The 24,161-nt window shown below is 67.7% G+C and carries 23 protein-coding genes; 7 read left to right on the plus strand and 16 right to left on the minus strand.

Translation table 11 applies throughout. The features are described 5' to 3' along the window. From ACYVGY_RS06630 to ACYVGY_RS06655, 6 genes are all read right to left on the minus strand, one after another. Window positions 1-915 carry a DUF4097 family beta strand repeat-containing protein gene (locus tag ACYVGY_RS06630; RefSeq protein ID WP_460456681.1) on the minus strand — a complete coding sequence of 305 codons (915 nt, stop codon included), beginning with the start codon at window positions 913-915 and terminating at the stop codon, window positions 1-3. 20 nt (window positions 916-935) lie between these two features. Next, a complete protein-coding gene (locus tag ACYVGY_RS06635; protein ID WP_460456682.1) occupies window positions 936-1,406 on the minus strand; it encodes a hypothetical protein in 471 nt (156 codons plus the stop codon). Further along, complete coding sequence (locus ACYVGY_RS06640; protein WP_460456953.1) at window positions 1,393-1,953, minus strand: RNA polymerase sigma factor; 561 nt, start codon at window positions 1,951-1,953, stop codon at window positions 1,393-1,395. The genes ACYVGY_RS06635 and ACYVGY_RS06640 overlap by 14 nt, the downstream gene beginning before the upstream one ends. A 71-nt stretch (window positions 1,954-2,024) precedes the next feature. Further along, entirely contained in the window at window positions 2,025-2,942 is a 918-nt protein-coding gene (locus ACYVGY_RS06645) for a histone deacetylase family protein (protein ID WP_460456954.1), read from the minus strand. A gap of 98 nt (window positions 2,943-3,040) precedes the next feature. Beyond that, the gene (locus ACYVGY_RS06650; RefSeq protein ID WP_460456683.1) at window positions 3,041-4,789 is read right to left on the minus strand and encodes a phosphoenolpyruvate carboxykinase (GTP); all 1,749 of its coding nucleotides are present in this window, start codon (window positions 4,787-4,789) and stop codon (window positions 3,041-3,043) included. Between the two features lie 88 nt (window positions 4,790-4,877). Next, window positions 4,878-5,621: a helix-turn-helix domain-containing protein gene (locus tag ACYVGY_RS06655; protein WP_460456684.1), complete on the minus strand. Its 744-nt coding sequence runs from the start codon at window positions 5,619-5,621 to the stop codon at window positions 4,878-4,880. A gap of 110 nt (window positions 5,622-5,731) precedes the next feature. Between ACYVGY_RS06655 and ACYVGY_RS06660 the strand changes: the two genes are divergently transcribed. Next, entirely contained in the window at window positions 5,732-6,145 is a 414-nt protein-coding gene (locus ACYVGY_RS06660) for a hypothetical protein (protein WP_460456685.1), read from the plus strand. After that, window positions 6,142-6,960 carry a DUF2145 domain-containing protein gene (locus ACYVGY_RS06665; protein ID WP_460456686.1) on the plus strand — a complete coding sequence of 273 codons (819 nt, stop codon included), beginning with the start codon at window positions 6,142-6,144 and terminating at the stop codon, window positions 6,958-6,960. The genes ACYVGY_RS06660 and ACYVGY_RS06665 overlap by 4 nt, the downstream gene beginning before the upstream one ends. A 1-nt stretch (window position 6,961) precedes the next feature. Here the strand turns inward: ACYVGY_RS06665 and ACYVGY_RS06670 are convergent, their stop codons facing one another. After that, the gene (locus ACYVGY_RS06670) at window positions 6,962-7,546 is read right to left on the minus strand and encodes a TetR/AcrR family transcriptional regulator (protein ID WP_460456687.1); all 585 of its coding nucleotides are present in this window, start codon (window positions 7,544-7,546) and stop codon (window positions 6,962-6,964) included. A gap of 129 nt (window positions 7,547-7,675) precedes the next feature. Between ACYVGY_RS06670 and ACYVGY_RS06675 the strand changes: the two genes are divergently transcribed. From ACYVGY_RS06675 to ACYVGY_RS06685, 3 genes are all read left to right on the plus strand, one after another. Next, complete coding sequence (locus ACYVGY_RS06675) at window positions 7,676-8,566, plus strand: alpha/beta fold hydrolase (protein ID WP_460456688.1); 891 nt, start codon at window positions 7,676-7,678, stop codon at window positions 8,564-8,566. Then, the gene (locus ACYVGY_RS06680; RefSeq protein WP_460456689.1) at window positions 8,563-11,034 is read left to right on the plus strand and encodes an acyl-CoA dehydrogenase; all 2,472 of its coding nucleotides are present in this window, start codon (window positions 8,563-8,565) and stop codon (window positions 11,032-11,034) included. Before ACYVGY_RS06675 ends, ACYVGY_RS06680 begins: the two co-directional genes overlap by 4 nt. Window positions 11,035-11,138: 104 nt before the next feature. After that, entirely contained in the window at window positions 11,139-11,609 is a 471-nt protein-coding gene (locus ACYVGY_RS06685) for a hotdog fold domain-containing protein (RefSeq protein ID WP_460456690.1), read from the plus strand. Window positions 11,610-11,703: 94 nt separating this feature from the next. On the opposite strand, the gene ACYVGY_RS06690 is transcribed toward ACYVGY_RS06685, so the two are convergent. The 4 genes from ACYVGY_RS06690 to ACYVGY_RS06705 form a co-directional block, all read right to left on the minus strand. After that, entirely contained in the window at window positions 11,704-12,054 is a 351-nt protein-coding gene (locus ACYVGY_RS06690; protein WP_460456691.1) for a DUF1304 domain-containing protein, read from the minus strand. A gap of 14 nt (window positions 12,055-12,068) precedes the next feature. Further along, window positions 12,069-12,911: an S-formylglutathione hydrolase gene (fghA, locus tag ACYVGY_RS06695; RefSeq protein ID WP_460456692.1), complete on the minus strand. Its 843-nt coding sequence runs from the start codon at window positions 12,909-12,911 to the stop codon at window positions 12,069-12,071. After that, window positions 12,911-14,020 (minus strand): S-(hydroxymethyl)glutathione dehydrogenase/class III alcohol dehydrogenase, encoded by a 1,110-nt coding sequence (locus ACYVGY_RS06700; protein WP_460456693.1) that lies wholly within the window; start codon window positions 14,018-14,020, stop codon window positions 12,911-12,913. Before ACYVGY_RS06700 ends, fghA begins: the two co-directional genes overlap by 1 nt. A 93-nt stretch (window positions 14,021-14,113) precedes the next feature. Continuing rightward, window positions 14,114-15,460 carry an NTP/NDP exchange transporter gene (locus ACYVGY_RS06705; RefSeq protein WP_460456694.1) on the minus strand — a complete coding sequence of 449 codons (1,347 nt, stop codon included), beginning with the start codon at window positions 15,458-15,460 and terminating at the stop codon, window positions 14,114-14,116. Between the two features lie 166 nt (window positions 15,461-15,626). Between ACYVGY_RS06705 and ACYVGY_RS06710 the strand changes: the two genes are divergently transcribed. Beyond that, complete coding sequence (locus ACYVGY_RS06710; protein ID WP_460456695.1) at window positions 15,627-17,219, plus strand: GMC family oxidoreductase; 1,593 nt, start codon at window positions 15,627-15,629, stop codon at window positions 17,217-17,219. On the opposite strand, the gene ACYVGY_RS06715 is transcribed toward ACYVGY_RS06710, so the two are convergent. Further along, window positions 17,220-19,121 carry a M48 family metallopeptidase gene (locus tag ACYVGY_RS06715; protein ID WP_460456696.1) on the minus strand — a complete coding sequence of 634 codons (1,902 nt, stop codon included), beginning with the start codon at window positions 19,119-19,121 and terminating at the stop codon, window positions 17,220-17,222. Window positions 19,122-19,176: 55 nt separating this feature from the next. Beyond that, complete coding sequence (locus ACYVGY_RS06720) at window positions 19,177-19,761, minus strand: LemA family protein (RefSeq protein WP_460456955.1); 585 nt, start codon at window positions 19,759-19,761, stop codon at window positions 19,177-19,179. Window positions 19,762-19,840: 79 nt separating this feature from the next. On the opposite strand from ACYVGY_RS06720, the gene ACYVGY_RS06725 reads away from it, so the two are divergent. Further along, a complete protein-coding gene (locus ACYVGY_RS06725; RefSeq protein WP_460456697.1) occupies window positions 19,841-21,058 on the plus strand; it encodes a serine hydrolase domain-containing protein in 1,218 nt (405 codons plus the stop codon). Between the two features lie 137 nt (window positions 21,059-21,195). Here ACYVGY_RS06725 and ACYVGY_RS06730 read toward each other — a convergent pair whose 3' ends face one another. From ACYVGY_RS06730 to gcvT, 3 genes are all read right to left on the minus strand, one after another. Then, window positions 21,196-21,930, minus strand: a complete 735-nt coding sequence (locus ACYVGY_RS06730) for a hypothetical protein (RefSeq protein ID WP_460456698.1) — start codon at window positions 21,928-21,930, stop codon at window positions 21,196-21,198. Window positions 21,931-22,521: 591 nt separating this feature from the next. Next, the gene (gene gcvH, locus ACYVGY_RS06735; protein WP_460456699.1) at window positions 22,522-22,917 is read right to left on the minus strand and encodes a glycine cleavage system protein GcvH; all 396 of its coding nucleotides are present in this window, start codon (window positions 22,915-22,917) and stop codon (window positions 22,522-22,524) included. Between the two features lie 85 nt (window positions 22,918-23,002). Continuing rightward, complete coding sequence (gcvT, locus tag ACYVGY_RS06740; RefSeq protein ID WP_460456700.1) at window positions 23,003-24,094, minus strand: glycine cleavage system aminomethyltransferase GcvT; 1,092 nt, start codon at window positions 24,092-24,094, stop codon at window positions 23,003-23,005. Window positions 24,095-24,161 lie beyond the last annotated feature (67 nt).

A 24,161-nucleotide genomic window follows, 5' to 3' on the forward strand; every position in this document is an offset into this window, starting at 1 on the left:
TTAGTCGCCGGTGCTGATGCGGATATCGCCCGAGAAGGTTTCCAGCCGCAGGTCGGCCGATCCATCGCCGAATCGCGCGCGCAGCGAACTGCCCGGGCCATATTCTTCGGTCTCGACCTCGCCCACCGGGCTGCGGATGCTGCCGCTGAAGGACTCGGCGTGCAGGCGGCCGGAGGCCTGGGTCGGCAGGCGCAGGATCAGGTCGCCGCTGAGGGTCTCGGCGACGATCCGTGCGCCGGGCGCCAGCGCCAGCTGCAGGTCGGCATCGCCGGATACGCTGCTCACGTCCAGGCGCTCCAGGGTCGCCGCCTTCAGGCCCAAGTCGCCGGAAACCGACTCGAGCTCGACCCGGCCCGCGAGTGCACCGCGCAGGCGGACGTCGCCGCTCACGGTCTCGGCGCTGGTGCTGCGGCTGTCGAGCTCGGCATCGATGTCGCCGCTGACCGACTCAAAGCTGGCCTCGCCGACGCGCGCGCCGCGGACCAGAATGTCGCCACTTACCGACTCCAGCGCCAGGCGTTCGCCGCCGCTGCCGTCAACGTCGATGTCGGCGCTGACCGCCGAGACCTTGAGGCTGGCGGCCGAGGGGATCATGACCTCGAGCGTACTGGGCTCGCCCTTCGAACTGCCCCAGCCGAACCAGCCGCTGCTTTCCGGGTAGCGCACCTGGATCGACAGGCGCTCGCCGCTGCCTTCGATCTCCAGCTTCTCGACGCCTTCGCCGAGACTGCCGGTGATGCGCACCTGCGGCTGGTTCCAGGTGCGGACGCTGACCCGGCCCTTGATGTTGTCGATGCTGACGCTGCCGGTGGCCGACAGCGGACGGGTTTCGTTGATCGGCGTGGCGGCCAGCGCGCTGGCACCGGCGACCAGGCTGGCGAGCGCGGCGGCGCGCAGCAGGGCGTGGGTGGACATGGGGTTCTCCGTTCTGGTGTTCATGCGTGGATGCTGCGGGCGGCGCGCTGGGTCAGCACCAGGCGCTGGGCGTAAGTGCGGCGCAGCTTGCCCAAGAGGTAGCTGGCGTCGGGATCGGCCTCGAGCGCGGCGCGGATCTCATCGGCGCTGCGGTCGAGCGTGGCCAGGGCGGGCGCCAGCGGTTCGGGCATGGCCAGGCCCTGGAACTGGTCCAACGCCGCCCGGTATTCCCGCGTCATCGCCTCGGCCTCGCGCTGCACGAGTTCGGCCTGGGGGTCGGCCGGCGCCGCATCCGGCTGGCGCACCTGCCAGGCCAGGCCCACGGCCAGGCAAAGCGATGCGGCCAATGCGAGGCCACCCAGCCAGACGCCGGTGCGGCGACGCGGCGCTCGCGCCGGCAGCCGGGCGGCGATGCCCGGCCACAGGTCGCGCGGCGGATCCAGTTCATGCGGCAGCTGGCGCAGCTGCCCGCGCAGTTCAATCTCGCTCATGAGCCTCTCCCAGACGCGCACGCAGCAGGCCGCGGGCGCGATGCAGTTGTGCTTTCGAACTTCCTACCGCCATGCCGAGTTCGGCCGCGATCTCTTCGTGTTTCCAGCCTTCGATGTCGTAGAGCACCAGCACCGCGCGCGCCCGGGGCGGCAGCGTGGCGACGGCGCGCTCAAGATCGAGCCCGAGCGCGGTGCGCTGGCCGGCGCTGTCTTCGCTGGCCTGGTATGGCAGCGCGGCGTCGTCATCTTCCAAGGCTTGGGCGCCGCGGCGGGAGCGCAACTCCATCAGCGCGGTATTCACCGCCAGCCGATGCAGCCAGGTGGAGAAGGCACTTTCGAAGCGGAAGGCCGGCAGCGCCTGCCAGGCGCGCACGAAAGCCTCCTGCAGCAGATCCTCGGCCCGCGCCTCATGGCCGCACAGGCGCCAGAGCACGGCATAGATGCGGCGCGAATGCTGGCGATAGAGCTGCTCGAATGCGCGAACATCGCCACCGCCCGCCGCGCGCACCAGCGCGTGGTCCTGGTCGCGAGCTGAGGCGAGCGGCATGTCGGGGGCGGCGTCGAGGGTCACGGCAAAGCTCAGCATACCCACTCGGATGCGCCGGGCGACCGGAAGGTTTAGTCGGCCGCCAGCGCCCGATGGTGATGCGCGGCCGCCTGCACCGTATTGGCGTGGATATCCACAATGTCCTCGACCTCATGGGCATAACCGCCGGCCATGCACACCGCCAGCGGCAGGCCGTGGCGGCGGCAGGCGGCCAGCACCTGGCGGTCGCGCTCGACCAGGCCCGGCTTGCTCAGGGCCAGGTGGCCCAGGCGATCGCCCACGTAGGGGTCGGCGCCGGCGAGATAGATCACGGCATCGGCACGCGCGCGTTCGATGGCCTGCGGCAGGTGCAGCGCCAGCGCGTCGAGATAGGCGGCGTCGGCGGTGCCGTCGGGCAGCGCCACGTCGAGGTCGGAGGCCGGCTTGATCGCGGGGTAGTTGCGCGCCGAGTGCATCGAGAAGGTAAACAGTGAATCGTCGCCTGCGGCGATCAGGGCGGTGCCATCGCCCTGGTGCACATCCAGGTCGACCACCAGCACCCGCCGCGCCAGCCCCAGCGACTGCACATGGCGCGCCGCCACGGCGGCATCGTTGAACACGCAGTAGCCGCCGCCGCGGGCCGGCCCGGCGTGATGGGTGCCGCCGGCAAGGTTCACCGCGACGCCCTCGCCCGCCAGCGCATCGCGCAGCGCCATCATCGTGCCGCCGGACGAGCGCCGGGAGCGTTCGACCATGGCGGCCGACCACGGGAAACCGATGCGCCGCATCAGCGCGGGATCGGCGCTGCCCTCCGACATGGCGCGGATGTACTGCGGGTCGTGGGCGCGCGCCAGGTCTTCGTCGCTGGCCGCGGGCGGCTCATGCAGCGCGATGCCCAGCGACGGCGCCAGCGCCGACACTCGTTCGTGCAGGCGCGCGTACTTGGACATCGGGAACGCATGCCCCTCGGGCAGCGGCAGGACGAAATGGTGGCAGTAGTAGGCCTTCATCGACGCCAAGGATAGCTGCGTGGGCGGCAAGGCGGCGTCAGCCCGCAACGAAAACGGGCCGGCAGAAGCCGGCCCGTTCGCAGTTCCCTCGCGGCGGCTCAGACGAGCTGGGCTGCGATCTTGGCGCGCTCGGCCTTGAGCTCATGCGGGGTGCGGTCGCCGAACTCGTTGAGATACTCGCCGATGCTGGCCATCTCGGCCTTCCAGCCTTCGCGATCGATCGCGAGCAGCTGCTCGAGCGTGGCGGCGTCCAGGTCCAGGCCATCGGTATTGATGTCCGAAGGCTTGGGCACGTTGCCCACCGGCGTCTCGATCGCCTCGGCCTGGCCGGTGGCGCGCTTGAGCGCCCACTCCAGCACCCGCAGGTTGTCGCCGAAGCCGGGCCACATGAACTTGCCGGCCTCGTCCTTGCGGAACCAGTTGACCTGGAAGATCTTCGGCAGCTTCGCACCCGGCTTGTCGAACGACAGCCAGTGCGCGAAGTAGTCGCCGAAGTTGTAGCCGGCGAAGGGCTTCATCGCCATCGAGTCGCGACGCACCACGCCCACTGCACCGGTGGCGGCGGCGGTGGTCTCGGACGCCATCGACGCGCCGACCAGCACCCCGTGGGTCCAGTCGCGGGCCTCGAGCACCAGCGGCACCAGCGAGGCGCGACGGCCGCCGAAGATGATCGCGCTCAAGGGCACGCCCTGCGGATCCTCGGCCTTGTCGGTGTAGCTGGGGCACTGTTTGGCGCTGACGGTGAAGCGCGCGTTCGGATGCGCGGCCGGGCTGACCGCCTTGTCGTAGGGACGGCCCTGCCAGTCCTGCGCCGGCGCGCCCGTGGTCATGCCTTCCCACCACGGCTGGCCCTCGGCGGTGACGCCGACGTTGGTGAAAATGGCATCGTGGTTGAGCATGGCCATCGCGTTGGCGTTGGTCTTCTCGCTGGTGCCCGGGGCGACGCCGAAATAGCCGGCCTCGGGATTGATCGCGTACAGGCGGCCGTCGGCGCCCGGGTGCATCCAGCAGATGTCGTCGCCAACCGTCCACACCTTCCAGCCGTCGCGGCGATAGCCCTCGGGCGGGATCAGCATGGCCAGGTTGGTCTTGCCGCAGGCGCTGGGGAAAGCAGCGGCGACGTAATGGGTTTCACCCTTCGGATTCTCGATGCCGACGATAAGCATGTGCTCGGCCAGCCAGCCTTCGGTGCGCGCCTGGAAGCTGGCGATGCGCAGCGCGTGGCACTTCTTGCCGAGCAGCGCGTTGCCGCCGTAGCCGGAGCCGAAGCTCTGGATGCTGAGCTCTTCCGGGAAATGCATGATGAAGCGACGGTTCGGATCAAGCTCGCCGATCGAATGCAGGCCTTTGACAAAGTTGCCCTCGCGCTCGATGCGCGCCTGCGCGTCGCGGCCCATGCGGGTCATGATGCGCATGTTGGCGACGACGTAAGGGCTGTCGGTGATCTCGACGCCGCAGCGCGACAGCGGCGAGTCGATCGGACCCATGCAGTAGGGCACGACGTACATCGTGCGGCCGCGCATGCAGCCGGCGTAAAGCGCGTCCATCTGGGCATGCGCCTCGGCCGGCTCCATCCAGTGGTTGTTCGGGCCGGCATCGGCCGGGTCGCGCGTGCAGACGAAGGTGAGATGCTCGACGCGCGCCACGTCCTGCGGGCTGGAGCGATGCAGATAGCAGTTCGGGTGGGTTTGTTCGTTGAGCTTGAGCAGGTCGCCGTTGGCGAGCATCAGCTCGACCAGCTTGGCGTTCTCGGCGTCGGAGCCATCGCACCAGTGGACCTGGTCGGGCTGGGTGAGGCGGGCGACTTCATCGACCCACTGTTTGAGACTGACGAGCTGGCTGGGCATGGCAGTAGGGCTCCTGGCGGGGCCGGTCAAGGGGAAAGCAGGGACGGCGCGAGGACCCAGCGCCGGTCGACGCCGACATTCTAACCACTCACTCCCCCGTCTGGCGCCGGTAGGGCGCGAACAGGGCCAGGGACCAGGGCCGTTGGGCCAGGACCAGGCTCACGCCGACCCGGCCCGCGGGCGGCAGCAGGGCATCCTGGGCGAGCAGGCCGTCGAATTCTTCCGCCAGTTCGACCAGCCGGCGCCGCATCCGTTCGGCCGACGCCGGCGACACCATGCCGCTCAGCAGCAGCAGGTCTTCGTCGGCGGCGGCGAAGGGGCGCTGGAAGTATTCCGGCAGCAGCCGCTCCTGGAAGAAGCGCTGCATGGGTCCGTCCCGACGCCAGCGGAAGTTCCGGGCCGTGCGGAGCCGCACCCGGTTTCCCGGCTGCAGTTCGAGCACGCCCATGCGGTCGAGCCGGGTCAGCAGCAGGGTCCACTCCGGCACCGTGAACCGATAGCGCGCCAGCGCGTCTTCCTGGCGCCAGCGGTTGAGCACCAGGTACAGCGTCAGCAGCAGGGCCGGGTCGTCCACCAGCGCCTGTTCGGCCTCGGCGGACAGTTCCGCCAGCGGCAGTTGGCCGCGCCGCGACTCGGTCGCCAGCTCGGCCAGGCCCACGCCGAGGACCGCGCACACCTGCTCGAGCCGCGCCAGGTTCAGGCTTTGGCGCGAGAACATCCGCTTGACCGCCGCTTCGCTCAGACCCAGCTCGCTGGCCAGGGCCGCATAGGTAAGTCCCTGCGCCTTGAGCAAGCGCTTGAGGGCTGAAGTGAGCTCGGTACGAAGCGCCATGGGTAGCGTAATCCAATACTTTAGGCCGATAGATGCTATCCCTAGTCTATTCTTGTTGCCGCTCCGCGTCCTGCGAGCGAGGCTGGACTCCCGTTCATCCGGAGTCCGCCATGTCCCTGTCCCACCTGATCCTGCCCGCGCTGCTGGTCATCGCCGCCAGCCCCACGGCCTCGGCCCAGTCCAGCGCCCTCAGCGAGGCATCCGCCTATTCGGTCGCGCCTTCGGTCGAAGGCACGGCCGCGCTGCTGTCCTTGATCCCGGCCGGGTCCAGCCTCGTGCTGCAGGCCATCCGGCCGCTGGCCGGCAGCGTCGAGCTCGTGCTGGTGTCGGCAGCCACGGGCGCCTCGATCGCGATCGAGGTTGGCGCCCACCTGCTGGCCGGCCTGGGCCTGGTGGTCGGCGCCACGGTGATCGTGACGGCGGTATCGGCCGGCTACCTGCTCAGCATCGGCGCCGAGATCCTCGCCTTCGTGCCCGATGCCCTGACGCACAGCCTGATCCACCACGCCGAGATGCACCGATGAGGCGCCTGCTTCGCGCCAGCCTGCTGGCCCTGGGGCTGGTTGTCGGTACCGCCCAGGCAGGCACCGCCTGCACGGCCACTTCGTCGGGTCCGACCCAGATCGCCGAGGCGGCGCAGTCCGCGCGGCGAGTGTTCGATCAACTCGAAGCGATGGACGTGCCGGTGGCGCTGGTGTCGCGCGCGGGCACCGACCTGTCGGGCTACGGGCTGCACTACAGCCACGTCGGCTTCGTGCTGCGCGACCACCCGAACGGGCGCTGGACCGTGGTGCATCTGCTCAACCGCTGCGGCAGCGATCGCTCCGGCGTATTCACCCAAGGCCTGGTGAACTATTTCCTGGATGACCTGGTGACTCAGGATGCCCGCATCACCTGGCTCGAACCCGCGCTTGCCGCGCGGCTGGTGCCGCAGTTGCTCGGCGACGCGCCGCTGCGCCTGCACGAACCGCGCTACAACATGATCGCGCCGCATGAGGGCCTGCGCAGCCAGAACTCCACGGCCTGGGTGATCGAGCAATTGTCGGCGGCGCGACTGCCGGTCGGCGCGCTGCCGGATCGGCGGCAAGTGCAGGCGGTACAGCAGGCCGATGGCTTCCAGCCCGACCGGCTGCAGATCGCCTACTCCAAGCGCGTGCTCGGCGGACTGTTCTCGGCCAATACCGACTTCGGCGAGCATTCGCTGGGCACGCGCCTGTCGGGCGATTATCCGGTGGTGACCGTGCGTTCGATCCTGCGCCACCTCGACCGCCTGGGCCTGGTGCAGCACGAATGGGAGTGGCGCGACGGCCGCGAATCCGCGGCGCCGGGGCCGGCCTGATTCAGGCCGGGATCAGCGTATTCATCACGTGCGCCACGTAGGCCTCGAACTCGTCGTGGTGCAGGCGCGGCTGGCCTAGCTGCAGCGATAGCTGGAGGAAACCCACGTAGGCCGCGTACGTAAGTCGGGCGCGGTTCTGCGCGTCCAGACGCGGCAGGCCGGCCTGGCGGAAACTGGCGGTGAGGTAGTCCAGGCGCCGCTGCGATACGCGGTTGAGCACCGGCTGCACGACCGGATGGTCGAGCGCCTTGAGCAGTTCGCTATAGATGATGTGCGGCCTGAGCTCATGCCCGACCAGTTGGAACAAGGCCTGCAGGCGCGCACGCGGGTCGGAGATGGCCTCGAGTTGGCCAAAGACGGTTTCCTGCTCCATCGCCTCCCAGCGCTCCAGCGCCGCCACCAGCAGCGCTTCACGCGACGGGAAATGCCAGTAGAAGCTGCCCTTCGTCACGCCGAGGCGACGCGCCAGCGGCTCGACCGCCACGGCCGCGAGGCCCTGCTCGGCGATCACGTCCAGCGCGGCCAGGGCCCAGTCCTCGGCGCTCAGGCGCGAGGGGCGTTCGGTTTTCGGGGCGGAAGCGACCATACGGCGGAGTCTACTGGCTGCGGGGGCACCCGGTAAGCCTTCACGGCCTGTCGGGACGCGGCAATGATGCACCATACGCGCTGGTATTGACATGCCTTGGCCGCTCAACCCATACTGGTCCGTATGGACATGCTCGCCCAAGCTGCTGCTGTTGCCTCCTCTACCGTGCTGCCACTGCACACGCACGACGGGCTGGCGTTGGCCGCAGACCACCACGCCGGCACCGGCCCCGGGCTGCTGTTGGCCCATGGCTTTGGCCAGACGCGGCAGGCCTGGCGCAGCACCCAGCAGCGCCTTTCCGAGGCCGGCCGCGCCAGCCTGGCCTGGGATGTTCGGGGCCATGGCCAGTCCGAGCGCAACCCGGCCCACTCCCGGTATTCCGGCGATCAGTTCGTGGACGACGTCATCGCGGCCGCCCGGGCGCTGGCGCCGGCGCCCATCCTGGTCGGCGCGTCTATGGGCGGCCTGACCGGACTGATGGCGCAGGCGCGCGATCGACCGTTTTCGGCGCTGGTGCTGGTGGACATCACGCCACGCTGGGAAGCCGCCGGCGTGGAGCGCATCCTTGGCTTCATGAACGCGCATCCGGATGGCTTCGAGTCCTTCGAGCACGCGGCGGAACAGATCGCCGCCTACCTGCCGCACCGGCGCGGGAAGAAGTCGCCCGCGCAACTGTCGCACCTGCTGGTAAAGCGCGAGGATGGTCGCCTGGGCTGGCACTGGGACCCCCGCCTGCTGAGTGAATTCATCCCCGACACGGACGGCCTGCAAGACCATTTGGAAGCCGCCTGTCGCGCCCTGGACGTCCCGGTGCTGCTGGTCAGCGGCGGCCGCAGCGACCTGGTTACCGACCAAACGGTGCAACATTTCCTGGACCTGGCGCCACGCGCGCGCCACGTCCAACTGCCGCAGGCCACCCATATGGTCGCCGGTGACGACAACAGCGCCTTTACAGATACCCTGCTTCAATTCCTGAACGACCTGCCGGCCCCCACGGCCGCCCACGGAGATCCACGATGAGCATCCTCGCCCCCTTCCTCGCGCTTGCCTTGGCGATCCTGCTGGTGGCCTACCACCGGCTCAGCCTGGCCATCTTCACTGCCTTGGCCGCCACCTTGCTCGTTGCCGTTGCCCTGGCTGGCGCCAACCTGACCGCGACGATCGTCGCCGCCGCGCTACTGGCAATCGTAACGCTGCCGCTGCTGATCACGCCGCTGCGCCAGGCCCTGATCACCAAGACCCTGCTGCGCATCTACACCAAGATGCTGCCAAAGCTTTCGGATACCGAGAAAACCGCACTCGATGCCGGCACGGTCGGCTTCGAGGGTGAGCTGTTCTCCGGCATGCCCAAGTGGGAGCAGCTGCTGGCCCAGCCCAAGCCCGAACTGACGGCTGAAGAGCAGGCCTTCCTGGACGGCCCGGTCGAACAGGCCTGCCGCATGACCAACGACTGGGACATCACCCACGTCCGCAACGACCTGCCGCCGGAGCTGTGGGACTTCATCAAGACCAACAAGTTCTTCGGCATGATCATTCCCAAGGAATACGGCGGCCTGGGCTTCTCGGCGCTGGCCCATCACAAGGTCATCCAGAAGCTGGCCTCGATTTCGGCCACGCTCAGCTCCACCGTCGGCGTGCCGAACTCGCTGGGCCCGGCCGAGCTGCTCCTGCACTACGGCACCGACGAGCAGAAGAAGCACTACCTGCCGCGCCTGGCCGACGGCCGTGACGTTCCCTGCTTCGCCCTGACCGGCCCGACCGCCGGCTCCGACGCTACCTCGCTGCCCGACTTCGGCATCGTCTGCGAAGGCGAGTGGAACGGCGCTCGCGTGCTTGGCGTCAAGCTCACCTTCGACAAGCGCTACATCACGCTGGCGCCGGTGGCGACCGTGATCGGACTGGCCTTCCGCCTGCATGACCCGGACAAGCTGTTGGGCGAAGTGTCCGACCGCGGCATCACCCTGGCGCTGATCCCGCGCGAAACCCCGGGGCTGAACATCGGTCGCCGCCATTTCCCGCTCAACTGCGCCTTCCAGAACGGTCCGCTCAACGGCAAGGAAGTGTTCCTGCCGCTGAGCCAGCTGATCGGCGGCGAAGACTTCATCGGCCAGGGCTGGCGCATGCTGGTCGAGTGTCTGTCCGTGGGCCGCGCGATCACCCTGCCCTCTACCTCCAGCGGCGCGTCCAAGCTCGCGGCCGTGGTCACCGGCGCCTACTCCCGAATCCGCAAGCAGTTCGGCCTTTCGATCGGCCGCTTTGAGGGCGTTGAAGAAGCGCTGGCGCGTATTGCCGGCAACGCCTACGCCTGCGCCGCCCTGTCCGAAGCCACGGCCGCCGCGGTGGATCGCGGCGAGAAGCCGGCGGTGCCCTCGGCCATCGCCAAGTACCACGCCACCGAAATGGCGCGCGCGGTCGCGGCCGACGCCATGGACATCCACGGCGGCAAGGGCGTCATCCTCGGCCCGATGAACTACCTGGGCCGCGGCTGGCAGGCGGCGCCGATCTCGATCACGGTCGAGGGCGCCAACATCATGACCCGCACCCTGATGATCTTCGGCCAGGGCGCGATCCGCTGCCATCCCTGGGTGCTCAAGGAAATGCAGGCGGCGCAGAATCCGGACAAGGCCGCCGGCCTGCGTGACTTCGACCACAACCTGTTCGGCCATATCGGCTTCGCCATTTCCAACGCCGTGCGCAGTTGGGTGATGGGCCTGGTGGGTGCGCGCATCGGCAAGGTGCCGGGCGATGCCTACACCAAGCGCTACTACCGCAAGCTCAACCGCTATTCGGCCAACCTGGCGCTGGTGGCCGACGTGTCGATGCTGACGCTCGGCGGCAAGCTCAAGTTCAAGGAAAAGATCTCCGGCCGTTTCGCCGACGTGCTCAGTCACCTCTATATCGCCAGCGCCATGCTCAAGCGCTACGAGGACCAGGGGCGTCCGGCGGCCGAGCAGCCGCTGCTGGCCTACGCCTTCCACGATTCGGCGCACAAGATCGAGTTCGCCCTCTCCGGCGCGCTGCGCAACTTCCCGATCCGCCCGGTGGGTTGGCTGATGTGGATGCTGGTTTTCCCCTGGGGCCGTCGCGCCCAGCTGCCGTCGGACCGTTTGGGCCGCCGCGCTGCGGCGCTGCTGATGTCGCCGTCGGATGCGCGTGACCGCATGGCGTCGGGGATCTTCCTGACGCCCTGCGAGAACAACCCGGCCGGCCGCATCAATAGCTTCCTGCCCAAGGTGATCCTGGCCGAGCCGGTGGAGCGCAAGTTCCTCAAGGCGCTCAAGAACAGCGACATCGAGGCGCTCGACTTCCCGTCGCAGCTGGCCGAAGGCGTCGCCGAGGGCTGGATCACGGCCGAGGAAAAGGTCCAGCTCGAGGAGCTGCGGACGCTGACCTGGGAAGCCATCACGGTCGACGACTTCGACCCGGCCGACCTGGTGTCCGCCTCGTTGCACCGCAAGGATGAGTCGCAGCAGCACCGCGCCGCCTGAGCTTAAACTCAGCCCTCCCTGTAGGAGGGCCTTCAGGCCCGAAGCTTTCCGCCGAGAAGCTTCGGGCCTGAAGGCCCTCCTACATCGCAATTGGAGACATCGCGATGGCTGACACGCCGCTGCTCAAGCTGTACCGGAAATTCACCCGTTTCCCGGGCGGGCAGTGGCTGTTCAGCCGCGCGGTCTGCTTCAAGGCGCCCTACTTCGGCAGCATCCGGCCCCGCGTCCGCGGGCTTGAACACGGCCGCTGTGAAGCCACCATTCCTCATCGCCGCGCAGTGCAGAACCACATCGGCACGGTGCATGCGATCGCCCTGTGCAATCTGGCCGAGCTCTGCGCGGGCGTCATGATCGATGCCTCCCTGCCCCGGGACATGCGCTGGATACCCAAAGGCATGACGGTGTCCTACCTGAAGAAGGCGCAGGGCACGATGCGCGCCGTGGCTACCCCGATGATCCCGATCGTGAGCGCGACCGAAAGCTACGGCCTGCCGATCAACGTGGACGTGCACGACCCCGCCGGCCAGAAAGTCTTCCACGCGGAAATCACGATGTGGCTGAGCCCCAAACCCTGAGCCCTGATCGCGGGCACCGGGCACCTGTAGGAGGGCCTTCAGGCCCGAAGCTTTGCGGCGGAAAGCTTCGGGCCTGAAGGCCCTCCTACAGGGGTTAGAGGTAGTGGGTGGCGATGGCGGCGAGAATGGCCGGGACCGCCTGCACGTACAAAATAGAACGCTTCACGGTGGCGGCACCGAACAGACCGGCGATGACCACACAGCCCAGGAAGAACAGGCAAATACCTTTGTCGCCCAGCCAAAGCCCCCAGGCCAGGCCGGCCGCCAGGAAGCCGTTGTACAAGCCCTGATTCATCGCCAGCTTGGCCGAGTCCCGCGCGACTTGCGGATCGAGCCCGAAGATTTTTTTACCGAGCGGCCGGGTCCAGAAGAACATCTCCAGCACCAGGAAGCCCAGGTGCAGCAGGGCAACGAACGCGGTAAGCAGCTGGGCGGTCAGGGACATGGCGAACTCCGGGATCAGACGGATAGCTGGGCGGCATGGTGCCGCAAATGGTCTTCGATGACGCTGGCGATGAAGTAGTAGCCGTGGTCATAGCCAGCATGGCGACGCAGGGTCAGTGCCTGCCCGGCCTCGGCGCAGGCCGCCTCGAAGCGTTCGGGCTGCAGCTGCGGCGCCAGGAATTTATCCTCCAGGCCTTGGTCAACCAGAATCAGCCCGCCGAAGGGCCGCCGCTTTACCAGCTCGCAGGCGTCATGTTCGGCCCAGGCACCAGGCTTGTCGCCGAGATAGCGCGAGAACGCCTTCTGGCCCCAGGGCACCTGGCTTGGCGCGACGATCGGTGCCATCGCCGACAGGCTGCGGTAGCGGTCCGGATGACGCAGCGCCAAGGTCAATGCGCCGTGGCCGCCCATGGAGTGGCCGAGAATACCGGCGCGCCCCGGATCGGCCGGAAAATGATCGGCCACCGCCGCCGAGAGTTCGTGCACCACGTGGGTTTCCATCCGGAAGCGCGAAGACCAAGGTGCCTGCGTCGCATCAAGATAGAAGCCCGCCGCCTCGCCGAACTCCCAGTCGCCGGTGGCGCCGTCAATGCCGGTATCGCGCGGGCTGGTGTCGGGCATCACCAGCATCAGCCCCAGCTCGGCCGCCACCCGCTGGGCGCCGGCCTTCATGGTCGCGGTTTCTTCGCTGCAGGTGAGTCCGGCCAGGAAGTACAGCACCGGCACCCGGCCATCGCGCGCCTGCGGCGGCTGGAACACGGCGAAACGCATTCTGCCGCCGCAAGCCGGCGACGCCATGCGGTAGAAGCCCTGCACGCCGCCGAAACAGCCGTGTTCGCTGGCGACCTCGACCGACATCAGTACACGACCACGCTGCGGATCGATTCGCCGCGATGCATCAGGTCGAAAGCGTCGTTGATCTTCTCCAGCGGCATGGTGTGGGTGATCAGGGAATCGATATCAATCTTGCCGTCCATGTACCAGTCCACGATCTTGGGCACGTCGGTGCGGCCGCGGGCGCCGCCAAAGGCGCTGCCCCGCCAGTTGCGCCCGGTCACCAGCTGGAACGGCCGCGTGCTGATCTCTGCGCCCGCCGGAGCCACGCCAATGATGACGCTGGTGCCCCAGCCCTTGTGGGCCGACTCCAGCGCCTGGCGCATTACCTGGGTGTTGCCGATGCATTCGAAGGTGTAGTCGGCGCCGCCCTTGGTCAGCGACACCAGATAGGGCACGAGGTCGCCCTCGACCTCCTTCGGGTTAACGAAATGGGTCATGCCGAACTTGCGCGCCATCGCCTCGCGGCCGGGATTGAGGTCGACGCCAATGATCATGTCGGCACCCGCCAGGCGCGCGCCCTGGATCACGTTCAGGCCGATGCCGCCGAGCCCGAACACGATCACCTTCGAGCCCACTTCCACCTTGGCGGTGAAGATGACCGCGCCGATGCCGGTGGTGACGCCGCAGCCGATGTAGCAGACCTTGTCGAAAGGCGCGTCCTCGCGGATCTTGGCCAGCGCGATCTCGGGCACCACGGTGAACTGGGCGAAGGTGGAGGTGCCCATGTAGTGCAGCACCGGCTTGCCGTCCAGGCTGAAGCGGCTGCTGCCGTCGGGCATCAGGCCCTGGCCCTGGGTCGAGCGGATGGACTGGCACAGGTTGGTCTTGGGATTGAGGCAGTACTCGCAGGTGCGGCACTCGGGCGTGTAGAGCGGGATGACGTGGTCACCCTTCTTGAGGCTGGTCACGCCCGGACCCACGTCCACCACGATGCCGGCGCCTTCGTGGCCCAGGATCGCCGGGAACAGCCCTTCCGGGTCGGCGCCCGAGAGCGTGAACTCATCGGTGTGACAGACGCCGGTCGCCTTGAGCTCGACCAGCACTTCGCCGAAGCGCGGCCCCTCGAGATCAACGGTTTCGATGCTCAGCGGTGCGCCTGCCTTGTGCGCGACGGCGGCCTTGACCTTCATATGCTGTCTCCCGGTTCGATGCCCAAAGAGTAGCGCAGCCGCGGCGGGCAGGTGTCTTCGAGGTGCGAAGACAGCCTCGCGCCGGGCCTGTCCTCAGCCTCTATCGGACGGCAGCTTCGCCTGCTCGCGAACCACACGCCAGGCGCTGAAGGTGAACGCGCCCGCGATCAGCACGCCACCGGCAAACACGGTGGACGAGCCGAACGCCGCCATGAGCTTGTGCAGCCAGGCGAAACTCAGGTCGCCGCCGCGATAAACCACGGTATCGATCGCCGCCTTGGCCTTGTAGCGCGCTTCGCGGTCGACGCGCGTATAGATGGTTTCGCGTGCCGGCTTGGACAGCGAGAACTCGGACGCGCGGGTCATCACCTGCACCACCGCCACCAGCATCGGCAGCGGCGAGGCGAACAGCACGCAGAAGCCCACCAGGATCGCCAGCGCCGGCACCAGCAGCAGCGGCGCCACGCCAAACCGGATCAGCAACATGCGGGTCAGGAACACCTGCACTACCAGCACCACCCAGTTGATCCACTTGTCGAGCGTCGAGAAGAAGGCGGTGGCCTGCTCGGCGGCGGCGGGGTTGCCGGCCGTCATCTCCCGCACGATGGTGTTTTGCTCGTTGTAGAGCAGCGTGCCGACCCCGACGCCGAAGAACATCAGGAAGGCCAGCGAACGCAGCAGCGGATCGGCGGCGATCCGACGCAGACCCTCAAGCACGCGCCCGCCCATCGCCTCTTCTTCGGCCAGGTTGCCGCGCTCGCGCTCGCGTTGGCGGGCCCAGGGACCCAGCCGCAGGATGCAGACCAGGCACAGCGTCAGGAAGGTGGCCGACACCAGCAGCATGTTGCCAACGCCGAACTGGGTCACCAGCCGCGAGGTCAGCTCCGGCCCCAGCAGCCCGCCCAGCGTACCGCCGGCGGCGATGAAGCCGTACAGGCGGCGTGCCTCGGGATCGGTGTAAATGTCGGCCATGAAGCTCCAGAACACCGACACCGCAAACAGGTTGAACACCGCCACCCAGATGAAATACGCCCCGCCCCGTCCAGGCATATCCATTTCGAACGCGACGTAGAAGCCCAGCAGGCAAGCGATGAAAACCAGGTACACCACCGGCAGGAATACGCGGCGCGGGAACCGGCTCACCAGGGCGCCATACACCGGCTGCAGCAGCAGCATCGACAGGAAGGTGCCGGTGAACAAGGCCTGGATCTGGAAATCGCCCAGGTCGACGCCGCGGACCGAGAACCACTGGACCATCGCCGGCGGAAACACCATCGCCGGATCGTTGGACGCCGCGACCGCATCCCGCACCGGCCGCATGACGTAGTAGCCGGTTAGCAGGAAGAAAAAATAGAGGAATGACCAGATCAACGGCGGGTAGTCCCGCAGCGCGCCGCGCAGGTGGTCAAAGCGGCCGGCGGTGTCGTTTCCTTGGTCCATGCGGGTCCCTGTGGGGAGCGCGCACCATAGCCAACCCGGACCGGGGCCGCCAGTCCAGCGTGCGGTGTGAGCGCTGTCACACCTGGTTACCAGGCTTGTCCAAGCCCGAGTGTTTGCTCTAGAACGGGAGCCTAGCCTCGGACTGTTGCCGCATAAAGAAGATCCTGTGTACGACTACATCATCGTAGGCGCCGGCTCGGCCGGCTGCGTCATGGCCAACCGGCTGAGCGAGGACCCCGACTGCCGCGTGCTGCTGCTCGAGGCGGGCCCGTCCGACTGGCACCCCTTCATCCACATGCCCGCCGGCATCGCCAAGCTGGTCGGCAAGAAAGGCGTGAACTGGGACTACACCACCCAGCCGGAGCCGGGACTGGACGGCCGCATGCTGTGGTGGCCGCGCGGCAAGGTGCTGGGTGGCTCGAGCTCGATCAACGCCATGTGCTACATCCGCGGCCACGCCCGCGACTACGACGAATGGGCGGCGCTGGGCGCCACCGGCTGGCACTGGGAAAACGTGCTGCCCTACTTCAAGCGCAGCGAAGGCAACCAGCGCGGCGACAGCGAATTCCACGGCGGCGACGGCCCGCTGGGCGTGTCGGACCCGCGCCACAAGAATCCACTTTCGGAAGCCTTCCTGCAGGCCGCGCAAGAAGCCGGCCATGCGGACACCGACGACTTCAACGGCGCACGCCAGGACGGCTTCGGCTGGTACCAGACCACGACCCGGGACGGCGCCCGCAGCTCCAGCGCCCGCGCCTACCTCAAGCCGGTGCGCAAGCGCCCCAACCTGACCGTGGTCACCCGCGCCACCGCCAGCCGCGTCACCTTCGAAGGCGAGCGCGCGACCGGCGTGGTCTATGCCGTGGACGGCAAGGGTGCGTTCTGCGAAGCCGCCCGGCGCGAAGTGATCCTCTGCGGCGGCGCCCTGAACTCGCCGCAGCTGCTGATGCTTTCGGGCATCGGCCCGGCCGAGCACCTGCGCCACCACGGCATCACGGTGGTGAAGGACCTGCCGGGCGTAGGCGCCAACCTGCAGGATCACCTGGACGTTTGCACCATGGTCCGCTGCACCCAGGGCCTGAGCTACGACCAGCTCAGCGATGTCTCGGTCGGCCTTCAGTACTACCTGTTCAAGTCCGGCCCCGGCACCAGCAATATCGCCGAAGCCGGCGGCTTCCTGCGCAGCGCGCTGGCCGAGGACGAGCGTCCCGACATCCAGTTCCACTTCGTGCCGGCCCAGCTCGACGACCATGGTCGCAACCGCCTGCCCGGCAACGGCTACACCCTGCACGCCTGCTGCCTGCACCCGCGCAGCCGGGGCCAGCTGCGGCTGGCGAGCGCCAGCGCCGCCGACAAGGTACGGATCGAAGCGGGCTACCTCAGCGACCCCGAGGGCCACGATTTGAAGGTGATGCTCGAAGCCCTGCGGCTCTCGCGCGAGATCCTCGCCCAGCCCGCCTTCGCACCGTTCCGCGGCGACGAGCTGCTGCCCGGCGACAAGCTGCAGGACGAAGCCGAGCTGGCCGCCTTCATCCGCCGCAAGGCCGAGTCCATCTACCACCCGGTGGGCACCTGCCGCATGGGCGCCGAGGATGATGCCGATGCCGTGGTGGATCCGCAGCTGCGCGTGCGCGGCGTGAGCGGCCTGCGCGTGGTCGATGCCTCGGTGATGCCCAAGCTGATCGGCGGCAACACCAACGCCCCGACCATGATGATCGCCGAGCGCGCCGCCGACCTGATCCGCGGCCAGGCGGCCTGATCAGACCTCGAGCATCGGCGGCAGCGGGCAGCGCAGGCTGGCGCAGATAGCGCGGAGCAGTTCGGCCTCGGCGACGCAGATGCGGCCGTCGTGGCTGACCGCCGCAACCAGGCCTTCGAGCAGCAGCTCCTTGCCGCGCGGCTCGACTTCGTCCAGCCGCGGCAGCGCCTCGTCCAAGACCCGCAGCGGTTCGGCCGAGGGCCGGTAGGGCGAATTCAGGCGCGGGAACACGCGCGCCATCCCGGCAAGGTAGGCCCGCATCGCCGACGCCGCATCCTCATGCCCGGCCTGGGCCAGGACGGCCATCACTTCGATCGCCGACGCACTGACATCGACCAGGCGGCGGTTGGCGGGCCGCGAGTTCGCGGCGGGATCCAGCAGTTGCCGCACGTGGCTGCCCAGCAGACGGCCCAGGCTGTATTCGAACAGGCTGACCTTGCCATCGGCATGGGTCAGCGCGTAGCAGCTGTCCATGAACTGCTCGAGCTCCTGACGCGGACGCCGGCGCAGGGTCGGCATCGCCATCGCCGCCAGCGGCAGGCAAAGGATGCGCGGCAGGTCGGCCAGGCGGTCGGCATAGTCGAGCGACTGGCGCACCAGGCGTTCGTCGAGACGGCTGCTGAGTTCGAACTGCTGGCGCTCGCGCACCTTTCCCGGCGGCGCCATCAGCAGGCCGAACAGCAGGACCGGCGCTTCGTCGCGCTCGTGCGCGGCGCGCCGAAGCACGTCGGGAATGGCCTTGACCAGCGCACCCGCCCGCTCGTAGTCGTTCGCCTGCGGCGCGCCTACCTGGGCCACCACGGCGGGCGGTGTCACCTGCAGCTCGACCCGGTCGCCGGGCAGCGCCGGCGGATTGCGCGCATCCAGGCCCAGCGCCAGGTCTTCGTCCAGGCCCGAGGGCGGATGCATCTGCCAGCGCGCCGACTGCTCCACCAGCGCCTCGGGCCGGAACGACGGCTCCAGGGCCTGGATGCGCGCTATCAGCGGTGGATGCGTGGCGAACAGGGAGGAATAGCCGATGCCGTCGCCGAACAGCATGTGCGCCACTTCCTCGGTGTCACGGCTTGCGAGTTTGGACCCGTCCGGAAGCCCGCCGATCTTCTTGAGCGCGCCGGCCAGGCCTTTGGTCTGGCGGGTGAACTGCACCGCCGACGCGTCGGCGAGGAATTCGCGCTGACGGCTGACGCCGGCTTTGATCAAGCGGCCGAAGAACTGACCGGCATAGCCCACCACCAGCACCGCCAGCGCGACCAGAATGACCGGCAGCGCGTTCTTCGAACTGCCGCGCGAGTGCAGCAGCACCTTCCGGCCGACGACGGCCAGCACCAGGATGCCGAACAGCAGACCCATCAGCCGGATGTTCAGGCGCATGTCGCCGTTGAGGACATGGCTGAATTCGTGCGCAATCACACCCTGCAGTTCGTCGCGGTTGAGCTTGTCGAGCGCACCGCGAGTCACCGCGACCGCGGCATCGCCAGGCGCGTAGCCAGCGGCGAAGGCATTGATGCCCGCTTCGTTCTCCAGCACGTACAGCTGCGGCACCGGGACACCCGAGGCGATGGCGACCTCTTCGACCACGTTGCGCAGGCGCCGGTAGTGGAAGTCCGTGGTGTCTTCGGGCACCGGCGTACCGCCCATCTGCAGCGCCACGGCGGCGCCGCCGCTGCTCAGGCTGGAAATCCGGTACATCGAGGCCACGCCGATGATGCCCAGGGTCGCCAAGGTAACCAGCAGCAGCGGCCCGATCACGGCCGCCGGCGAGCCGTCCTGCGAGAACGCGCCGACCGCCACCAGGAACACCAGATCCACCGCCACCACGATGGCCACTACGGCCAGGGTAAACATAATGACCAGGCGGCCCGACTGGCGCCGGGCCTGCTCCTGGCGCTCGAAGAAATTCATGCGCTACCAGCCTCCGGGGGTTTGCCGCCGTCCCGAGGGGACGACGGCAGCAGGGTCAGAACGAGACCTTGGGCGCCTCTCGCTTCTCCGGCTCGGTGATCTCGAGCAGGGCCGCGGCGACAAAGTTGAACATGCCGGCGATGATGTTCGAGGGGAACACTTCGCGCCTGTTGTTATAGGCCATGACGGAGTCGTTGTAGGCCTGGCGAGCGAAGGCGACGCGATTCTCGGTCGAGGTGAGTTCCTCGGTCAGCTGCATCATGTTCTGGTTGGCCTTGAGGTCCGGATAGGCCTCGGCGACCACCATCAGCCGCGAAAGCGCGCCGGCGAGTCCGGTCTCGGCACCGCCCAGCGAGGCCATCGCATTGGGATCGCCCGGGTTCGCCTTGGCGGCGGCGAGCCCGCTGACCGCGGCGGCGCGCGCCTGGATGACGGCTTCGAGCGTTTCCCGCTCGTGCTTGAGGTAGCCCTTGGCGACCTCCACCAGGTTCGGGATCAGGTCGTAGCGCCGGGTCAGCTGCACGTCGATCTGCGCGAATGCGTTCTTGAACGCGTTGCGGGCGGTGACCAGCCCGTTGTAGATGCCGACACCCCAAGCCGCGGCTACGCCGACGACCAAGGCCAGCACGAGCAAAGTGATCATCTGGACTCTCCCCTGTTCAGTCCCCCGGCACGGATCGCGCGCTAGAATGAGGCTGTTCCTCAAGCATACGTCGGACATGCCACGCAATAAAGCCAAGGTTCCGCCCCGCCTGCCCGCCACCGTGATGGTCCTGTGGCTGGCGCTCGCCTGGCCGGTGGCCGCTGCCGATGTCGCCGCCACGCCGGACTTCAGCGCCCAGGCGCGGGAGATCGAGCAGCTCGCGGAAACAGTCGTCACCCAGTCGCGCATTCCGGGCATGGCCATGGCCATCGTCCAGGACGGAAAAGTGGTGTCGCTGCGAGGCTATGGCGTCGTCGACAGTCGCGATCCGCAGCCGGTCGGGACCGACACCGCGTTCCGCGTCGCCTCGCTGTCCAAGGCCTTCGCCGGCACCCTCAGCGCGATGCTGGTCAGCGAGGGCGCCATGACCTGGGACGCACCCATCGCCAACCAGCTTCCCACCTTCACCCTGCGCGACCTGCAGGGTGCGCAGCGCCTGTCGGTGCGTGACATCCTCAGCCATCGCGTCGGCCTCGGCTACAACACCTTCGATCGCGACCTTGAGGCCGACCAGCCCTATCCGCTGCTGGCCAAAAAACTTTCCGATGCGCCGCTGTCCTGCACCCCGGGCGACTGCTACGCCTATCAGAACATCGCCTTCAGCCTGGTCGGCGACCTGGTGTTCGCCGTCACCGGCGACTTCTATCACCACCAGGTCGAAAAGCGCCTGTTCCATCCGCTCGGGATGTACGGCGCCACCTTCGGTCGCGACGGCCTGGAGGCCAGCCCGAGTTGGGCCCGCCCGCACGTGCGCAGCGGCGGCAAGTGGCTGCCAGTGCGGCCCAAGGAAACTTACTACCGGATCCCGCCGGCTGCCGGCGTCAACGCCAGCATCCGCGATATGTCGCAGTGGTTGATTGCGCAGATGGGCCACCGTCCCGACGTGCTGCCCCCGGAACTGCTCAACGAAATCCAGACGCCGCAGGTCGAAACACCGGGCGAGATCCGCGGCACAAGCTGGCGCCGCGAACGGCTGCGCAGCGCCTATTACGGCCTGGGCTGGCGCATCTATGACTATGAGGGCCACACCCTCGTCTATCACGCGGGCGCCGTCCAAGGTTATCGGGCCATGGCTGCGTTCCTGCCAGACAAAGACATTGGCGTGGTGATCCTGTGGAACTCGGAATCCTCGATGCCGGCGGCACTGCTGCCCACCACGCTGGACCGCGCGCTGGGCCTGCCGGCGCGCGACTGGCTGTCTCCGGAACCGCCGCGGCCCCGCCAACGGCGCTGAGCCTGCGCCAGGGCCGCCAGCCCTGAACAGCAAAACGCCGGCACAAGGCCGGCGTTTTCTTTGGAGCTTCTGGAAAGTCTCCCTCCCCGCCTGGGCAACGCGGGGAGAGAGTCCAGACTTATCGCTTGCGACCCGTCTTAGAGCGACGGAGCCACCGGAGCGGCAGGCATCGCCATCGCCGGCTTCTTGGCAGCGGGCTTGCGCGCCGCCTTCTTCTTGGCCGCAGGCTTTTTGGCAGTCTTCTTGGCAGCCGGCTTCTTCGCAGCCTTCTTGGCGGTCTTCTTGACCGACTTCTTGGCGGCCTTCTTGGCTGCCGGCTTGCGGGCGGCCTTCTTGGCTACCTTCTTTTTGGCGGTCTTCTTGACCGACTTTTTGGCAGCCTTCTTGGCAGTCTTCTTGGCAGCCTTCTTCGCGGCCTTCTTGGCCGGCTTGCGCGCGACCTTCTTGGCAGACTTCTTCGCAGTCTTCTTCGCGGTCTTCTTGGCAGCCTTCTTGGCGGTCTTCTTAGCGGTCTTCTTAGCGGTCTTCTTAGCGACCTTCTTAGCGACCTTCTTCTTTGCGACCTTCTTCTTGGCCGGCTTCTTGGCGACCTTCTTGGCGACCTTCTTGGCAGCCTTTTTCACGGTCTTCTTGACGGCCTTGGCCGCCTTCTTCACCGTCTTCTTCACGGATTTCTTCGCGGCCTTCTTGGCCGGTTTTTTCGCAGCTTTCTTAGTAGCCATGGTCAACTCCTCGTCAGTTGGCGTTTGGACTGCCCAGTCACAAATGCACCGCCGCGGGAGGATTCCCGCGACGCACCGCCACCGCGCCAGGGGCGCCGTGGACGGATGGGGTCCGGCGCGATGCGCCGGTAAAGAAAACGCCCGGGCCATGACCGGCCCGGGCGTTGGAATGGCGGCTTGCGCGGAAGCTCGTTTTCGATTTCGCGGAGGGATGGTTGCCCTGATCCACCGAGGACGGAGTCCGGGCGGAGTTCGATGTTGCTGCGCGCGTTGTCGTTTCGATCCTGATCACTCGTTTCCGCAGTTGACGTCTGCTGGGCGAAAGCTAATCACGGTAAATCTTGATGTCAACAACTTTGCAGAAAAAATATCAAGACTCCCTGGCCGTGCACCGGCGTTGAACTCGTCGCCTTGCGGACTCAGATACACGGCCAACGACGCGTACGAAAAAAGCGCGCGCGATAAAAGTGCTTTAAAAAAGCCATGCGCGTAAAAGCACATCGTTTTTCCCGACGCGCGTCCGCGTGTACAGGGCAGGCCGCGGCATGCGTACCGACCGCCTCGGAAGGCCTGAAAAAAACTTTAGGCCGCCGCCTTCCGCCAGCGCTTTTCGATGCCCCGAAAGGCAGAAGTGCGCGAACTTTTGCAGCGATGGACGACCGCATCGCGGCGTTCTCGAACGCCGGATACGACACCGGCCGCACATGGCGGCCGGTGTCGGGTGCGTCATGGACTCGACCGTCAGTGGCCTTCGTCCTCGAGCAGTTGGCTGTAGTCGTCGGGCGCCAGCAGCTCCTTGAGCTGGTCGGGTTCGCTGGCCTCGAGCACGAACAGCCAGCCCTCGCCGTAGGCATCTTCGTTGATGGTCTCGGGCTTGTCCGACAGCGCGGCGTTGACCTCGACCACGGTGCCGGCGATCGGCGCGTAGACGTCGCTGGCGGCCTTGACCGACTCGACCACGGCGGCGGCGCCGCCCTGCTCCAGGCGGTCGCCGACATTGGGCAGCTCGACGTAGACCAGGTCGCCAAGCAGGCCCTGGGCGTGGTCGGAGATACCGACGGTGATGCGGCCGCTGTCTTCGACGCGGGCCCATTCGTGGGACTTGAGGAACTTCAGGTCGCCGGGGATTTCACTCATGACAGGCCTCGTTGGTCGGGTGACGGCAGGGGGGTGTGGCTAGTCTAGCGGGGTGCGCGCGCGATGGCATCCGGCGCGCGCGGACTCAGGCAAGCACGCCGGGCTGGGCGGCACCGTCGCGGACGAAGGGATACTTCACAACGCGCACCGGCAGGCGCTTGCCGCGGATGTCCACCTCGACCGACCCCACTTCGCCCGCCGGCACGCGCGCCAGCGCGATCGCTTTGCCCAGGGTCGGCGAGAAGGTTCCGGAAAGAATCTCGCCCTCGCCGGCCGCGGTGAACACCGGCTGCCCGTGGCGAAGCACGCCTTTCTCGTCCAGCACCAGGCCGATCATCTGACGGGCGCCGCCGGCGGCCTTCTGCGCTTCGAGCGCGGCGCGACCGTTAAAGGCGCGCCCTTCGTCCAGGGCGATCGTCCAGGCCAGGCCGGCTTCGTATGGCGTCGCCGACTCGTCCATGTCCTGACCATAGAGCGCCATGCCCGCCTCCAGTCGCAGGGTGTCGCGCGCGCCGAGGCCGGCCGGGGCGACGCCGGCGGCCAGCAGCCGGTTCCAGAAGTCGACGGCCTGCGCTTCCGGCACCATGATTTCGAAGCCGTCTTCGCCGGTGTAGCCGGTGCGCGCGACGAACAAGCCGTCGACTTCGCAGGCCGCAAACTTGAGCAGCTTGCCGGCGCGCTGCGCCGCATCTGGCGAAAGCAGGCCCAGCACCTTGGCGCGCGCGTTCGGACCCTGCACCGCGACGATGGCCAGGTCGCGGCGCTCCTGCACGCGCAGGTCGAAGGGCGCGGCCTGGGCGGTGATCCAGGCCAGGTCCTTGTCGCGGGTGCCGGCATTGACCACCAGACGGAAGAAGTCCTCAGCCAGGAAATAGATGATCAGGTCGTCGATGACCCCGCCCTGCTCGTCGAGCATGCAGGCATACAGCGCCTTGCCCGGCTTCTGCAGCTTGTCCACCGAGTTCGCCACCAGCTGGCGCAGGAAGGGGCGCGCCTGGGCGCCATGCAAGTCCAGGATGGTCATGTGCGACACATCGAACATGCCCGCGTCGCGACGCACCTGATGGTGCTCCTCGATCTGCGAGCCATAGTTGATCGGCATATCCCAGCCGCCGAAATCGACCATCTTGGCGCCTTGCGCGCGATGGGTGTCGTTGAGGACGGTCTTCTTGCTCATGGCCTGCCGGGGTGTGCGTGGGAAGGCGGCCATTATCGCATCGCCGTCCCGTTCCCACACGCGCCGG

This window comes from Arenimonas alkanexedens (assembly GCF_054781355.1).